This is a genomic window from Massilia agri (assembly GCF_024753255.1).
In the GTDB taxonomy this organism is placed as follows: domain Bacteria; phylum Pseudomonadota; class Gammaproteobacteria; order Burkholderiales; family Burkholderiaceae_D; genus Telluria; species Telluria agri.
The window spans coordinates 1-15,269 of the sequence record NZ_JANUHA010000020.1 but is presented as its reverse complement, the minus strand read 5'-3'; the positions used below and the strand labels follow the sequence as shown (position 1 = coordinate 15,269).

The window sequence follows — 15,269 nt, the reverse complement described above, 5'->3', positions numbered from 1 at the left end:
AGAATCATCCAGTCCTCTTTCTCCGGCACGGCCACGACGCCACGTCAGGCGGGAGGATTCAGCCTGCCGCCAACAAGGCGGCAGATCACAAAGAACAGGAGACACTACATGGCAGTAAAAACAAAACTGGCCCGCTCGCTTGCCCTGGCATTCGGTGCCACCGCACTGACGCTTGGAATGAGTTCGACGGTGCTGGCGCAATCGAATACCACCGGTAACGTCTACGGCGCCGTCGAAAGCCCCGCAGGCGCAACGGTCGTCATCGAGAACCTGGACACCAAGCTGCGCCGCACCGCGACGGTCGAAAGCAACGGCCGCTATCTGGCGACCTCGCTGCCGCCGGGCCGCTACTCGGTCCAGCTGGTGCGCAATGGCACCGTCGTGCAGACCCGCGAAGTCGAGGTGCTGATCGGCCAGGGCGCCGAAGCGGTGTTCACCACCCAGCAGGTGCAGGTCGTCGGCCGTCGTCGCACGATCGACGTGAGCAACACCAATAACGGCGCCGTCTTCACCTCGCAGCAGCTGCAGAACCTGCCTATCGCGCGCAACGTCGAGTCGATCATCCTGATCGCGCCGAACACGACCCAGGGCGACAGCCGCTACCCGAACGGCGCCAACAGCTTCGGCGGCGGCGCGGTTTCGGAAAACTCCTATTACGTGAACGGTTTCCCGGTCACCAACCCGCTGACCCAGCTCGGCTACATGGAGCTCCCCTACGGTGCAATCGGCCAGGCGCAGATCCTGACCGGCGGCTTCGGCGCGGAGTTCGGCCGCTCCGTCGGCGGCGTGGCCAACATCACCACCAAGAGCGGCACCAATCGCTGGGAAGTGGGCGGCATCGCCCAGTGGGAGCCGAAGAACCTGGCCGCCAGCCAGGTCGACATCTACTACCCGAAGGTCGGCGCCCCGAATACGGCCGCGACTGACGGAACCCTGTACCGCCGCCGCTCCGGCAACGAGACCGACCGCAAGCTGCTCGGCTTCAACGTCGGCGGTCCGCTGATCCAGGACAAGCTGTTCTTCTTCGGCTCGCTCGAACAGACCCGCACCGAATTTTCCGGCACCAATGCCATCAACGGCCTGCGCCTGAACACCGCGTCGAACATCCGGGGCTGGGAGGATTCGGAGACCGATACCACCCGCTATCTGGTGAAGCTGGACTGGAACATCAACGACAACCACCGCCTCGAGTACACCGGCTTCGGTGACACGTCGAAGAAGGACAAGTACCTGTCCGGCTACAACTACACGACCGGCGCGCGCAACGGCGTCACCGGGGCCAGCGAACACTACAAGAACTTCTCGGGCGAGACCCCGGTCGGCGGTATCGTCAACATCCTGAAGTACACCGGCAACATCACCGACGACCTGACCGTGACCGCCCTGTACGGCCGCTCGAAGACCAAGCACGAGAACACCTACGGCAGCTACCCGGGCGTGAACCCGAACGTCTACCAGGTGACCTACACGTCCACCGGCAAGGTGCCCGGCCTGCCGGATCCGAGCCCCAACCCCATCAGCGGCAACGTTCCGATCACGGGCGGCGAAGATACCGTCGAGAGCGCGCGCCTGGACCTGGAATACAAGCTGGGCAACCACACCATCCGCGCCGGTATCGACGAGAACCGCCTGAGCTCCGAGGACGCGGGCGTATACCGCGCCGGCGGCGGCCTGTGGGCCTATGCGCGCAGCGCGCAGTCGCCGACCACGCCGATCGCGCTGCAGAACGTGGTCGTCGCCCCGGCCAGCGGTGGCGGCTATGGCCTGCAGGGCTACTACGTGACCGAGACCAAGTTCACCTCGATCACCGACGCCTATTCCGACCAGTCCGCGCAGTACATCGAAGACCGCTGGCAGGTCACCAAGGACCTGCTGCTGACCATCGGCGTGCGCAACGAGCAGTTCGAGAACCGCAACGGCGAGAAGCAGAAGTTCATGGACATCAAGGACCAGATCGCACCGCGCTTCTCGGCATCCTGGGACGTCAACGGCGACTCGACCCTGAAGGTCTTCGGTACGGCCGGCCGCTACTTCGTGCAGGTGCCGACCAATATCTCGGTGCGCGGCGCTTCGCGCTCGCTGTTCACCAGCCAGTCCTTCACCTACACGGGCATCGACCCGGTCACCGGAGCCCCACAGGGCCTGGTGCCGCTGGTTCCGGCGCCGTTCTCGACCAATAACGAGTACTTCCAGGCCAAGCACCCGAGCACCGTCGCCGCCCAGGACCTGGAGCCGACCTACCAGGACGAGATCACGCTCGGATTCGAGCGCGCGCTCACGCCGGACATCACCTTTGGCGCCCGCGCAACCTACCGCACCCTGCGTTCGACCATCGACGACATGTGCGACAACCGTCCTTTCCTGGCCTGGCTTGCGCGTAATCCGAACGTGAACACCTCGAAGTGGACCGGCTTCGGTTGCGCCGCCTTCAATCCGGGCGAGGACAACACCTTCCTGGTCGACTTCGCCAACACCGGCACCAACCTGACCGAAGTGAAGCTCACGGCAGCCGAGCTCGGCTTCGACGAGGCGAAGCGTACCTACAAGGCGGTCGACCTGTTCGTCGAACACCCGTTCCGCAACGGCTGGTACGGCCGCGTGAACTATACCTGGTCGAAGAACTACGGCAACACGGAAGGGCAGACCCAGTCGGACATCGGCCAGCTGGACGTGTCGCATACCGTAAGCTGGGACAAGCCTGAGCTGATGCGCGGCAAGTACGGCCCGCTGCCGAACGACCGCACCCACCAGCTGAAGGCTTTCGGCTTCTACCAGTTCACTCCGGAATGGATGGTCGGCGGCAACCTGCTGGCGCAATCCGGCCGTCCGAAGAACTGCCTGGGCGCCGACCCGACCGTGCCGGCCGCGCACAGTTACGGTTCCTACTACGATACCTGCTTCGGCCGTCCGGCCCCGCGTGGTTCGGAAGGGCGCCTGCCGTGGACCACGCGCCTGGACCTGAACCTGGCCTACATGCCGTCCTATGTGAAGGGCATGGCGGTGAGGCTGGATGTGTTCAACGTCATGAACCGCCAGACGGTACAGTCGATCTCGGAGCAGCTGAACCAGAACTCGACCCAGACCCGCCTGGACAGCTATCACCGTGTCCTGTCGACCCAGACGCCGCGTTATGCGCGCTTCACGGTCGAGTACAACCACAAGTTCTGATCCCGAGCGCGCTTGTAGCGCATGAAACCGCGGGCCATGCCCGCGGTTTTTTTTCGCAGTATGCAACCTGGTTTGACCGCCTAGGACGACTGTCCTAGTATCGTTGGCGTCATGTCAAACAAACATCATCCCGCAAGTACGCGCGACGCCATCATCGCCGCGGCCGACGCCTTGTTTTACCAGCAGGGCGTCGCCAGCACGTCCTTTGCCGATATCGCCGCGCAGGTGCACATCTCGCGCGGCAATTTCTACCATCACTTCAGGAGCAAGGACGAGATCCTCGATGCCGTGATCGCGCTGCGTACGGACAGGACGCGCGGCATGCTGGCCGCATGGGCCGCCGAGGCGCCGGACGCCGGCGCTCGCCTGCGGCGCTTCGCCCGGATGCTGGTACAGAACCGCGACGCGATCCAGCGTTACGGCTGTCCGGTCGGGACCTTGTGCAGCGAACTGGCCAGGCATGCGCATCCGGCACGGGACGGCGCCGCCATGATCCTCGAACTGTTTCGCAACTGGCTGCGCGCGCAGTTCGAGGCCCTCGGCCATGGCCAGGATGCCGACGCGCTCGCGCTGCACCTCCTGGTGCGCAGCCAGGGCATCGCCGCGCTGGCCCATGCATTCCACGACGAAGACCTGATCCACCGCGAAATCGCGCTGGTCGAGGACTGGCTGGATTCGCTCCACACCCATTCATGACCCCAAGGAGACCCGGATGCACATGATTTTCCTCAGATTTGGACCGACTCGCGCCCAGGCGAGCCAGTAGATGGCCGCGCACAAGGAGTGGATCGCGCAGGGCATCGCGGACGGCGTCTTCCTGTTCGCAGGCTCGCTCGATAATGGCCAGGGCGGCACCGTTCTGGCAACCGGCGAAGCACCGGAGCTGCTGGCGGCGCGCGTGCGCCGCGATCCCTTCGTCGAGCACGGGATCGTCAGCGCCGACATCGTCGCCATCCGGCCCGCGATCGTCGCGCCGGCGCTGCGCGCCGCGCTGGCTGCGGCATGAGCGGCGCCGCCACCATGACGGGCAGCGACGGCCGTCCGCGCTGCCGCTGGTGCGCCGCCGCGCCGGAATTCGAGGCCTACCACGACGCCGAATGGGGCTTCCCGGTCGCGGACGACGTGCGGCTGTTCGAAAAGCTCTGCCTGGAGGCTTTCCAGTCGGGCCTCAGCTGGCGCACGATCCTGGCCAAGCGGGCGCACATGCGCAAGGTCTTCGACGGATTCGACTTCCACCGTGTCGCGCGCTTCGACGAGGCGCGGGTGGCGGCCTTGCTGCAGGACCCGGGCATCGTCCGCCACCGCGGCAAGATCGAAGCGGTGATCAACAACGCGCGCCGGGCCGTCGCATTGCAGGAGGAATTCGGCAGCCTGGCGGCGTATTTCTGGCGCTACGAAATCGATCCGGCAAAGGCCGCGCCGCCGCAGACGGCATCAACGGCCGAGGAGTCGATTACCCTGGCCAAGGATCTCAAGCGGCGCGGGTGGAAGTTCGTCGGGCCGACCACCGTGTATGCCTTCATGCAGGCGATGGGGCTGGTCAACGACCACGTGGGGGAATGCGTGGTGGCCGCGGACGTCCGGCAGGCCAGGGCCGGTTTCCGGGTGCCGGTGGTGGATTGAAGCCCCTTGCGCCTGTTTCGGCTGGCGCCGGCGCAAGCGTCCGGCGAACTAAATTCGACCTGTCTCGTTCGCATGTAACTATTTGATTCTACGCGATTTCTTTACTCTGCTATCTCAAAGTTAGTTCGCTTTATCGCGAACTAACTTTGAAACTCGGCGAACGCGCGAACTAATTCTGAAACTTCGCGATGACTCTGGCCTGGGGTGCGCTGCCACCTAGAGCGGTTTCGCCCATGCGAGTCAATTGGAAGGTCTTCATACTCTATTCAATGGAGTTCACTCGGCACCCTTCATGAAGGTCCCTGTAGATCTCGCAGACATGCCGGCAAAGACTTCATCATAGCCTTCTTGCGCGGCCTCAATGTCGCGAATCGCAGGCTTCTCAACCAAAAACTGGATCCAACGATCTTAGACTCAAACGCCTAACAGCACATCAGAGGGTAGAGCAGGGCCGCGGAAAAATGTTATGGCACAAAAAGATTCCCTAAGTTAAGATTGCCTAATCGCTAACGTTGGGTTCAGGAGGTGTCATGTCTGTTCCACTGAGGTTCGCAAGTCCCACTGACAATAGTCGTCCGCACGGAAGCCATCGCTATGATGTGTTCGGTCCCAAGATACAACGGCAGTTGGCACTCTTCGGACGTGACGCGCTCGATGCATGGACTCTGCTTGAGGCCGATCCAGACGTCGTAGCCTATTGCGAGCGTCCGCTTAGCCTCCCCGACCTTAAGCGCAAGCGGGTAGTGGATTTCTGGGTCTGCCGGAAGGAACGCGAAGAATTCATTTTTCTACTGCGCCCCAGCGAACTTGCATCCAGATTAGATCATCCTTCTTCGATCCCAGCGTTCAGGGCCTGGGCTGCTAGTTCGAACGTCGAGCCTGCCTTCGTGGATCCTAATGACATTGCGCGGCAAAAATTGTTGTTGTCGAATTGGGAGTCTTTCCTCTGCGACCTCTCTGCTTTTGGAAGATATGTTCCAAAGGCATTATCGGACCAGGTACTAAAAGCGCTTCCTTCCTTTAAAACCCTGACCGAACTCGAGCAACATTTCGCTGAAGAGGATCCCGTACTGTTACGTGTTGCGGTCGTGTCCTTACTTCACCAGGGGCGTGCAATATGCAGCACCCTTGGAAGCGAAACGTTCTCGTCCCGAACTGTGATCGAGGCTAAATCATGAAAGAGCTAGTCTTTGGGGCGCTGAAGTTTGACAGATTCTCGATACCTGAGCACCTGGCCGACCTCATAAGCTGGCCTGCCGTCGATCCAATGGCACTTTCAGAGGAGTCGCGATCCTCCTTCAAGCAGCTTTGCGAAGCTATCACAATCTTCCTGACAGACCCACACACACCTGTCTCCATCATCCTCGAGACCACTGGAGTGACCAGGGCCTCACTATATCGTGCGCTCGCTCGTTGCTGGAAAAAACACCCTGATGGGCGCATCTACGGATTCCGAGGGGCCATTCCCTATAGTCGACTGAAGTCCTACGAACGATCCGCAGCGATACGTGAGGAAATGTTGGGGCACGGCGGTTCATCGGGGGCATTCCAGCGCTTGTTGCGTAACTATCCGAATATCGAGAAGCTTCTGAACAAGCATGCAAGGAAACGCAACGAGAAGATAAAGTCGGCGCGCGAAGTGCGCAAGCCACTTCGAGAGGTGCACGATCTATTCCTCAAAGCGTGCCGTACGGAAGGGATCAAGCCAAACGAATACCCGTTCACCGAGAGTCGACTCGGCTTTCGAACGCTGCAAAAGTATTTCAAAACCATGGCAGAGAAGGAATACGGGACAGCAGTGACCAATGCAGGCGGCCTGAAGGCGGGTGCGGCGGTAAGTGGTAAAGAACAGGCGCCTGCTGCCACGCGTGCGTTCGAAGTCGTTGAGTTTGACGGGCACAAGATCGACCTACGTTTGACGGTAAAACTGAAGGATCCCTTCGGGTTCGAGCAGTGTCTCGAACTTCACCGCATCTGGATTCTTGTGCTTCTCGATGTCTATTCGAGAAGCGTGATTGGGTATTCGCTCGCCCTTGGAAAAGAATATAACAAGGACGACGTGGCAACCGCATTGCAGTCAGCGCTCAGCCCATTCGCGCCACGCTCGTATACGATTCCTGGTCTCCAAATAAAGGCTGGTGGAGGTTTTCCATCGTCATCGGTTCCAGGCGCCGCGTACGCGTGCTGGAACTGGTTGCGTGTCGACGGCGCAAAGTCGCATCTCGCCGTGGATACGCAGATCAGGTTAAACCAGATTATCGGCTGTTGGTCGGACAATGGGCCGGCTGGTGAGCCAAACGAGCGACCCTTCATCGAACGTTTTTTTCACCTTATCTCACTTCACTTCGCGCACCGACTGCCGGGAAATCTGGGGAGTGATCCGTCGTCAATAGAGAGGGCCCTCAGCGATCCTGGCTCTGATATCTCTCTGCTAGTGGAGTATCACGAATTGGAAGAACTGATCGAAGTTCTTCTCGGAAATTATAACGGTGAACCTCACGGCGGCATTGGCGGGCGCACTCCGTTGGAGGCGGTCGCATATTCAGTGAATCGACCTGGATATTTACGAAAGCTTCCAGTATTCCTGCGCTCAAGTCTTTGCCTGTTACAGGAGGCTCGCGTCGTTACAGTGAAAGGTTCACTTCGAAACGGCGTCCGTCCCCACATCAACTTCTCCAACGCTCGGTATACCAACGAAGTCTTGGCTAGTAATGCTGGATTAATTGGAAAAAAATTGCGAATCTATTATGACGTTCGGGACATCCGAGTTGTGAAGGCGTTCTTCGAAGATGGATCGGAACTCGGCATTTTAACCGCAGCGCGGCCATGGTGCTTTACGCCGCATTCGCTTCGCGTTCGACAAGAGATACATCGCCTGATAGCAGAGAAAAAGCTGCTCGTCCGAGAAGGTGAAAACCCGATCGAACTGTGGGAAAAATACAAGTGGAGCCAAGCTCAAACAAACAAGAAGGCGGCAAATGATTTAGCGAAAGCACATGTGAACGTTTCGTTGCTTCCCCCGGCAAGCGCCCCAGCTCCACGCGTACCGGAGAACAGTTTAGCTAGCCGAACTCTCCGTGCAAGCAGCGAGGAGCAGAAAGAAAACACCGCTGAACCAAATTCCTCCGATCTGACTCCAGCGCAGCCACGGGTTCTTAAAATCCGTCGTACTGTTACATTCTAGGAGTTGCTTTGATAACGTATCTCCGGCCCGTCACATTTGCTGAGCATCCGGTAACACAGCAAACCTACATTGTTCCGACGCCTTCGATCGATGCTCTGACTGAACGTGTCAAACGCCTGATTCGCCTACGAACTCCTGGTGCGATTATCTACGCGTATCCCCGTTTCGGCAAAACCTACAGTATTCGCTACGTCATCAATGTCCTCCAGGCAGACTTCCCTGAATCGGTTTTTATTAGTTTCGGCTGTGAGTTTAAGAAAGCGCCATCGGAAGATGGCTTCTTCGCAAACCTTCTTGAAGCAGTAGGACATAAGGGAGCAGCGCCAGGGTCTGTAACGAAGAAACGCATACGACTGATTGAGCGAATATGTGAGCTTGTCGACAGATCGGGGCACAACTGGGTTGTTTTTTTCGGGGACGAGGCGCAGAAGCTCGGGGTGACGGAGTACGAATGGTTGCGCGATGTGCACGATAAGCTTGAAAGGAGAGGGATTCGAATGATCACTTTTTTGGTGGGGCAGCCACAATTGCTTCATCAGAAGACAGCATTACGGCAAAGTAACCACACCCAGATCGTATTACGCTTCATGATTGTAGAAATGCGCTTCGACGGGCTTTGCAGCGCCGAAGACATAGCTACTTGTTTAGCAGCATACGACGAAGCTTATTTTCCTCAAGGGTCCGATTGGTCCTACACAAGGTTCTTCTATCCGAATGCTTATGACAGTGGCCTAAGGCTGCTTGATCAGGCAAACGTCCTGTGGGAGGCATTTTGTACGGCGCATGCTAATGCCGGCTTTACCTTTGACATCGAGATTCCTATGCAGTACTTCGCCCATACCGTAGAGATCGCGCTGTCAGAGAATAAGCATCTTGACGCGCCTGATTTTCGATTTAGTCGGGATATCTGGAACAAGGCGATCAAGGATGCCATGTATGTAGAAGCGCAGGAGGAGCTGCGCTTAGGGTTGCCAGCGACGGATTTAGCCGCGAAGAAGCGTAATGAAGAGCGCGCGAATAATTCTTGATACTGTTCGGCCACCAGTCGCTGGATGGACCTGGCGCGACGACTGGTACAGCGGCATCGACTCAAGCTTCGGCCTGCTTATGAAGTTTGCTATGCTCAACGCGCTGTCCGCTCGCGAGCTTGCAAAAATATTCGTGAGCGCAAATTGCCGGAGGAGGGCTGCGATATGTGGTCGACCCGATGTCGACCTCCGCAGCGCCGACGTATTCGATCTTGAAGAGATGAGCAATATTTTTCGAGTTGGTCAAACTCAAGTGCGCTCGGCATTTCTCCAAGAAATTCTTCCCGAGGGGAGGCTCAGATCAAGCGACAATCTGCGTTGGTGCGAATTATGCCTTCAGCGCGGGTTTCATCCGGCTATATTCCAAGTCTCGATGGCAGCTTATTGCCCTATTCATCGGACTGCTATTCGCTCCACATGCCCTCAATGTAATTCTGAGATGCCTTACAGGTTGAGGTCGGATATATTCTCAAAACCTTTTGCATGCATCCATTGCGGAATGGACTGGGCTCCCAGGTTGCGCGCGCCGCGTGCGAACATGCTGATACCTCGGTTAAAAGAGCATGGTTTCTTAACCAGGCTTCAACGGTTTTTTCAGTTCGAGGATCGTGTGCTTACCTCGAAACTCGAACTCGGCAAAAAGACCCTTCAGCTCGCACAGGGGGAAATTTCATTCTCGCCGATCGAGCGCTCCGGCTACATCTCAAGATACCTCGGATTCGTTTCGCATGTACTTGAGGAAACTGGATACGGCAGAGGTAGTCAGCAGCTGCATCTTACAATGGAACGCGTTGAACATTGTGAGCGAGGTGTATCACGTACCATTCTATTTGAAGACGATGACCCTTTAGCAGATGATTCCGCCGACGTTGACCTCTCGGTTGCACGGACAGTCGCATCAAAGAGCGATGCCGAGTTGGCGAGCTTAAAGGCTGTGTATCGAGCCCTGCGTCGGCGATTATGGCGGCACGTGGTAGGTCCCCATCGCCGTTGTGTTTTCACCGCCGCCCAGCATCTCTGGTGGCGGGTTGAAGGAGAGATCACCAGCAGTTTCTGTCCAGTCGCCGAGGCTTTTATCCGCTGGAGGATGATCTGGGAAGGCTGCGGCACTCCACGATATCTTTTTAGCGAAACCGATCTAGAAATGTACGGTATTGTCGGCTGGCTGTCAGCTCGGGCTTCTCCTTGCCCTGGGCACTGGTCGCCAGCGACACAAGTTTGGGTGCTCGCCCATATATTTTCTAGTGCTTGCATTGAAAGTTTCCGGGAACTACTAGCGGTAGCACAAAAAAACTCAGAGCGAGGCAAAACATACTGGCTCCGCCAGCGCACTGCTTCCCGGTACGACACATACTGGGCAGTCGGAGGCGCCGACTGTGCCGACCGCCCAACCTATGTATATGTGCGATCGCCGATGCCGGCGTTTCGCCCTCGAATAGCTGAAGCTACTCGGCAGGCTCACTTTAAGAACCACATCACACGTCTTTCGACAATCTATCGATAGCTTCCTGCTGTCCGGTCCAGGAAAGTGCCGCAACGAGCGCCCACACAACAGGACCTCGTCGACGTGTGATGCGTCAAGATATTGCTCTCAGCGCTGAGTACACTCGTCGTTCGGCTATTGCACGCCTAAACACAGCATGGGTATCGACGAGTCCTCAGAAGAATCCGACGCGCCAGCGTCCGTCGCCCAAGTCATCGCGAAGGCTTGGCACACCAATTCCGCACTCAGTCTGGACAGGGAAGAGTCAGCCTTTCTTGCTGGAATTCATGCGTACTTGCTCGACGCCCGTGAGCCGAGCGCGGATGACAAGACTCTCCGCCGCATTTTCGAACCCGTGTATGAATTAGCCCAGTCAGGCACCGACAGCGAGGCGCAACTTTGATGGGTCAGGCCAGTAGTTAGCCGATCTGCTCGGGCAACCGGTGGTTGAACTCCACGTGCGCCCCCACCGACTGCCCGGTTAGCATTTCAAACGACACATTTCCATCTCCTAGAACCTTGTCAAAAAGGATACTGGTCATCCATGATTCCGTTATCGGTGCCGGACGGTTCCACGGCCGTATCGTTTTGTTGTTGCTTAAGCGGTAGTCGAGGTAGCGCCGTATGCTTCCAGGAATCATGTTGTAAACGTGTTGGCGGGCGTAACTCCTCTCTTGCGATAGCGCAGCGATGTCCTTTAATACGTAGTAGATTACGTTCCACATCTGTCCAATGGAATAGTGGGGCAGGAAGTCACGTATCGCGGCCGCGACCTTTGCGGAATAGATCTCCGGCTGAAAAAAGCGATACCGCTCACACTGCTTGACGAAGTACCGGCGGCATTCGCTTTCTGCGACCATGAACCACAGCTGCTCAACGGCTTCCGGCTCCGGGTCGTCGAGACGCGTGAGCAGTAGGGAAAAGACCTCTTTCATGGTGCGCCCGGATGCATCAGGAGCCAGTACCCACGCGACGCTGCCTAAGGAGAAGTCAATGTCTCCGTCCCCATCAGGAAGTTTGAACGCCCGAGTATCGGACGCGGGATCAGGAGAAATGATCTTGTCTTCGTAGAGCGCCCTATAGACATGCTCCGACAAGTCTGGCGTTGGACCGAGGTCCCCTGGTTGCGAGTCCAGCGGCGCGATCCGATTACCTTCCCATCCGCCATTGGCTGCGACCAGTACGGAGTAAAGGAAGAACGACTGTATATAGCTTAATTCCGAGTAATCAATGGACAAGGCCTCCCCTCGGGCACGCGACAGTGCCTGCGTTACGCGAGCTCTGTGTTGCACCAACGCGAGTTCAATGGCCCTCTTGTCGGCGGCGAGGGCTGCAGCCGAACAGGATCCACACCGGTTCACTCTCCGATAGTACGCGGAGCCAACTGGCCGCCCGCTCAGCGGCGCATACTGGCTTCTATTTCGTATCTCCAGTGGAGCACCGCAATCGACACAGGGAAAGTGACGCAAGTATGCGCGGCAACTGGACTTCAGTATCTCAAGCAGTTTGGGTTTGCTGATTCCTGAATCGTGCAGTATTGCGTCAAATTTTTCGACCCATGCTCCGTCGTTCACAGCCCAGTACCTTAGGCAGAAGGCTTGATGGAGAGGGTCATCGGTAAGAAAGCAGAGAAAAGGAAAGCTGGTTGACATCGTTGAAGAATGAGGCAGGGAGGCGTGCAGCACCCAATAGCCCGGAAGCTGCGTAAGGCGACTCCGGTTCTGTGCCGCCAAAATGATGACTATAGTCCGAAGACGAAATGATACAGCAGAGACATGATTTCTCCTATGCAATCGGGAGAATTCTTTGGATCCAGGACTGGCGTTCGGTAAAGTTTTGCGGGTAGTGCGGAAGGAAGTCGGTATGACGCAGGAGGAGCTGGGCCACGCTGCAGAGATAGACCGGACATTTGTCAGCCTCATGGAGCGCGGCGAGCGGCAGCCGACTGTGCGTGTACTCTTCAGGCTCGCAGCTGCCTTAAAGCTGGAGCCAGTGCGATTGATTCAACTCACCCAGGAACTGGTCGAACAAGACCCTGACGCATAGTTCAGTACCTCAACCAGCTGAAGCTGGGCCTCGCGTTCATCGGATCGCCAGGATCACGATGAACCACAGTTACCATCCGATCTTGTGCTTGCTCTCTGTCTCGGCATGGCGAGCGTCGTCCGACGAATGCAAGTAGGTATTCGTCGTGCTGATCGACTCGTGCCCGAGGTTATCGCGCACGTGCCGAAGATCGACATCATTGTTCGCCATATGGGAACCTGCTGTATGTCGCAACCAGTGGGCTGACGCCTGCGTCATCCGGGCGGCAGCCGCCGCGTACTCGGGACCACGCTGACTAAGTCGATCGGCGGTTTGGGCAAAAATCACTTTGAAAATTTCGTGCACGCCGCCACGTGTCATCGCCCGCAGTTGGCCCCCGATCGGCAACAGCAGAGGCATCGACTCCCCGGGTACAGGGTACGGTGAATGTCCGAGCTCACGTCTGTAACGACCGAGCTCTACCATCAGCTCGTCGGTTGCCGGCACGATGCGCAACTTGTCGCCCTTTCCGACCACTTCCAGCCACCACCGCTCTTCGCCGTCGCGGTCGCGTCGGCGAAAAAATCCGCCCATGCTGTTGCTGGTAATCTCAGAAATGCGCAACCCGCAAACATACGAGAGCGAAACAAGCCAACGCAACCTTAAATAGCGTTCGCGTTCCCGCGGTGTTTCTCGCGGCATCGTGTCGACCGTCATCTTGACCTCGTGCCACATTTCGTCATCGAGATATCGGGTAACCCTTGCTTGGGGCCGGCGCCGACGCTCACGCGAGAGCGCGAGTGGATTCCCGGCCAAATAACCCGCGTTGACAAGCCAGGAGAACATGGTATTCAGGATAACCGCAGCCTGACGCTGGCTTGATGCCGACAGCGGCCCGGCGAAAGGTCGCCACCCGGGGTGGCTTCGCGGATACTTGCGGCCCTCGGCGCTAATCCATCGGCCAACAGGTTTGGGATCACGAAGGAATCCTTGATAAACGAGCCAATCCTCGTGGGTCAGCGATGAAAGCGGCTTACCGAGTTGCAGCGTGGACCACAGTAGCAACCGCTCGGCTTCCTTGCGATAGTTGTCGAACGTGGTCTGCTTATCCAGGAAACGTGCTAGCCAGGCCTTGATCGCATCGATATCGTTATCGGCACGAATCTGGCGCGTGCCGCCGTGTGCCCGGTTGCTTCCGTTTGAACCATCGATATGTGCTGGTACCACAACCAATTCAAGGGGCGCAACGGAATGTGAGGTGGCAATGATGCTGTTCGAGTCAGGCATGAGCAGGGGAGGGTTAAAGGATTGTCTGCCGATTATAGGAAACCAGGGCGAATTAAACGAGTGAATCACTGTGCCGCCGGCGCCGGGGGGGCACTCCCATTGCTGAAGCGCGAATCCAAAGCGCTTGTCCATTATCAGATCGTTAAGTTTGGCTGGCCCTAGGATTGGTAAACCTCGACATCCGGACTTCAGCCATGCCAAAGATCACAGTACTTCAGCGCGCGAACCTGTCCGAAGACCAATGGCATTCGATGCTCATCTCGCTTCTGCGCGGCCTGGCTGCGCTACAGGTTGCTGCAGCTCACCTGCGCGCCCAGGTATACCCAGGCTTCGACACCGTCCAGGACCCCTCGCTTGCATTCCAGGGACTGGCCTTCGCTACAGGATTCGCCTACCTTGCTGTCATCGTATTTTTCGTGCTCAGTGGTTGGCTGGTCGGAGGCAGTCTGCTGAACCGCCTAGACACCGACCGTGCGATCGCGAATTACGCTATCGACCGTGTGACCAGGTTGTGGATCGTGTTGATACCGACGTTCGGCGCAATGCTCTTGTTGGGAATGGCCACATCCACGCTCGATCCTGCGCGCCCCTCGTTTGCGCTCGACAATGCGTACTCGGCGCCGGCGTTTATCGGCAACCTCGTCGGACTGCAAAATATTGTCGTGCCCGAGTTCGGCGGAAATTTCCCGTTGTGGAGCCTGTCGAACGAGACCTGGTATTACGTGCTGTTCCCACTGCTGGTGATGTTGTTTCGCACGCGGTCCACTTCATATCGGCTCGTGATACTGGTAGCAGTCGTGGCAATCGTGCATTTGCTGAACGAAGCAATCCTGCTGTACTTCTCGATCTGGCTCTTGGGGGCAGCATTCTCACGCGTGCGCATTGAATGTGGCCCGCTCCTGCGCTGGGCATTATTCCTTGGTGTCGTCGCTGCCGCAGTCATTATTCGACTGAAAGGAAAGAGCCATATCGCCGTCGACAGTTTTGCCCAGTACCTGTCGTTCAGCCTGGTCTTCGTGCTCTTTCTCTCGAGCATGCAGTTCCGGCGTACGCGAGGGCACGCAACCGAGTGGCTGAACCGGATTGGCCGATTCTTCTCGGAGTTTTCGTTCACGCTGTATGTGCTGCACATCCCGCTGATCGCGGCGCTACTGCGGCTTGCCGCGCCAGTCCTCGGAGATGGCAAGCTGAACCCGAACCAGCCGCTGGACATGCTTGTGTACCTGATCTTGTATCTCGGGCTGGTCGCCGGGGCTTACCTGTTCCACCTGCCGTTCGAAGCCAAGACCTACCGTGTTCGGGAATGGCTGAAAACAGTGCTTTATGCCCGCGGACGTGCTGTCCGAGCGTAATCACGTGGGGTTGCACAGTCGGCTCAGTGGTCGGCACTCCCACAGCCGACGTGGGAATATGCGCAGCCGATGCCCCGTTGTACTGGTGCAGCTACTGTGAGTGGATGATGTAGCAGAAG

General features: G+C 57.8%; 12 protein-coding genes. 10 read left to right on the top strand and 2 right to left on the bottom strand.

Going from position 1 to position 15,269, the window contains the following annotated elements; translation table 11 throughout:
- The first annotated feature begins 108 nt into the window (after window positions 1-108).
- The 8 genes from NX780_RS21400 to NX780_RS21365 all read left to right on the top strand — a co-directional run bounded on the left by NX780_RS21400 (window position 109) and on the right by NX780_RS21365 (window position 10,889).
- The gene (locus tag NX780_RS21400) at window positions 109-3,168 is read left to right on the top strand and encodes a TonB-dependent receptor (protein ID WP_258829908.1); all 3,060 of its coding nucleotides are present in this window, start codon (window positions 109-111) and stop codon (window positions 3,166-3,168) included.
- A 111-nt stretch (window positions 3,169-3,279) separates the two neighbouring features.
- A complete protein-coding gene (locus tag NX780_RS21395) occupies window positions 3,280-3,864 on the top strand; it encodes a TetR/AcrR family transcriptional regulator (protein WP_258829907.1) in 585 nt (194 codons plus the stop codon).
- 70 nt (window positions 3,865-3,934) lie between these two features.
- A complete protein-coding gene (locus NX780_RS21390) occupies window positions 3,935-4,174 on the top strand; it encodes a YciI family protein (RefSeq protein ID WP_258829906.1) in 240 nt (79 codons plus the stop codon).
- A gap of 14 nt (window positions 4,175-4,188) precedes the next feature.
- The gene (locus NX780_RS21385; protein ID WP_258829905.1) at window positions 4,189-4,791 is read left to right on the top strand and encodes a DNA-3-methyladenine glycosylase I; all 603 of its coding nucleotides are present in this window, start codon (window positions 4,189-4,191) and stop codon (window positions 4,789-4,791) included.
- 530 nt (window positions 4,792-5,321) lie between these two features.
- Window positions 5,322-5,969: a hypothetical protein gene (locus NX780_RS21380; RefSeq protein ID WP_258829904.1), complete on the top strand. Its 648-nt coding sequence runs from the start codon at window positions 5,322-5,324 to the stop codon at window positions 5,967-5,969.
- Window positions 5,966-7,975 carry a Mu transposase C-terminal domain-containing protein gene (locus tag NX780_RS21375; protein WP_258829903.1) on the top strand — a complete coding sequence of 670 codons (2,010 nt, stop codon included), beginning with the start codon at window positions 5,966-5,968 and terminating at the stop codon, window positions 7,973-7,975. Before NX780_RS21380 ends, NX780_RS21375 begins: the two co-directional genes overlap by 4 nt.
- Window positions 7,976-7,983: 8 nt before the next feature.
- Window positions 7,984-9,003: an AAA family ATPase gene (locus NX780_RS21370; RefSeq protein WP_258829902.1), complete on the top strand. Its 1,020-nt coding sequence runs from the start codon at window positions 7,984-7,986 to the stop codon at window positions 9,001-9,003.
- 1,640 nt (window positions 9,004-10,643) lie between these two features.
- Complete coding sequence (locus tag NX780_RS21365) at window positions 10,644-10,889, top strand: hypothetical protein (RefSeq protein ID WP_258829901.1); 246 nt, start codon at window positions 10,644-10,646, stop codon at window positions 10,887-10,889.
- Between the two features lie 16 nt (window positions 10,890-10,905).
- Here NX780_RS21365 and NX780_RS21360 read toward each other — a convergent pair whose 3' ends face one another.
- Window positions 10,906-11,724: a hypothetical protein gene (locus NX780_RS21360; RefSeq protein ID WP_258829900.1), complete on the bottom strand. Its 819-nt coding sequence runs from the start codon at window positions 11,722-11,724 to the stop codon at window positions 10,906-10,908.
- A 568-nt stretch (window positions 11,725-12,292) separates the two neighbouring features.
- On the opposite strand from NX780_RS21360, the gene NX780_RS25335 reads away from it, so the two are divergent.
- Complete coding sequence (locus tag NX780_RS25335) at window positions 12,293-12,532, top strand: helix-turn-helix domain-containing protein (protein ID WP_083415470.1); 240 nt, start codon at window positions 12,293-12,295, stop codon at window positions 12,530-12,532.
- A gap of 69 nt (window positions 12,533-12,601) precedes the next feature.
- Here NX780_RS25335 and NX780_RS21355 read toward each other — a convergent pair whose 3' ends face one another.
- On the bottom strand, window positions 12,602-13,798 hold the full coding sequence (locus NX780_RS21355; protein WP_258829966.1) for a tyrosine-type recombinase/integrase: 1,197 nt from the start codon (window positions 13,796-13,798) through the stop codon (window positions 12,602-12,604).
- A 194-nt stretch (window positions 13,799-13,992) separates the two neighbouring features.
- Between NX780_RS21355 and NX780_RS21350 the strand changes: the two genes are divergently transcribed.
- Entirely contained in the window at window positions 13,993-15,150 is a 1,158-nt protein-coding gene (locus NX780_RS21350; RefSeq protein ID WP_258829899.1) for an acyltransferase family protein, read from the top strand.
- Window positions 15,151-15,269: the final 119 nt, after the last annotated feature.

Bases quoted from the DNA above. Each gene is read 5' to 3' on its own strand.
- NX780_RS21385 (WP_258829905.1), top strand. From the start codon at position 4,189: ATGACGGGCAGCGACGGCCGTCCGCGCTGCCGCTGGTGCGCCGCCGCG.
- NX780_RS21395 (WP_258829907.1), top strand. From the start codon at position 3,280: ATGTCAAACAAACATCATCCCGCAAGTACGCGCGACGCCATCATCGCC.
- NX780_RS21400 (WP_258829908.1), top strand. From the start codon at position 109: ATGGCAGTAAAAACAAAACTGGCCCGCTCGCTTGCCCTGGCATTCGGT.
- NX780_RS21350 (WP_258829899.1), top strand. From the start codon at position 13,993: ATGCCAAAGATCACAGTACTTCAGCGCGCGAACCTGTCCGAAGACCAA.
- NX780_RS21365 (WP_258829901.1), top strand. From the start codon at position 10,644: ATGGGTATCGACGAGTCCTCAGAAGAATCCGACGCGCCAGCGTCCGTC.
- NX780_RS21375 (WP_258829903.1), top strand. From the start codon at position 5,966: ATGAAAGAGCTAGTCTTTGGGGCGCTGAAGTTTGACAGATTCTCGATA.
- NX780_RS21390 (WP_258829906.1), top strand. From the start codon at position 3,935: ATGGCCGCGCACAAGGAGTGGATCGCGCAGGGCATCGCGGACGGCGTC.
- NX780_RS21380 (WP_258829904.1), top strand. From the start codon at position 5,322: ATGTCTGTTCCACTGAGGTTCGCAAGTCCCACTGACAATAGTCGTCCG.
- NX780_RS21355 (WP_258829966.1), bottom strand. From the start codon at position 13,798: ATGCCTGACTCGAACAGCATCATTGCCACCTCACATTCCGTTGCGCCC.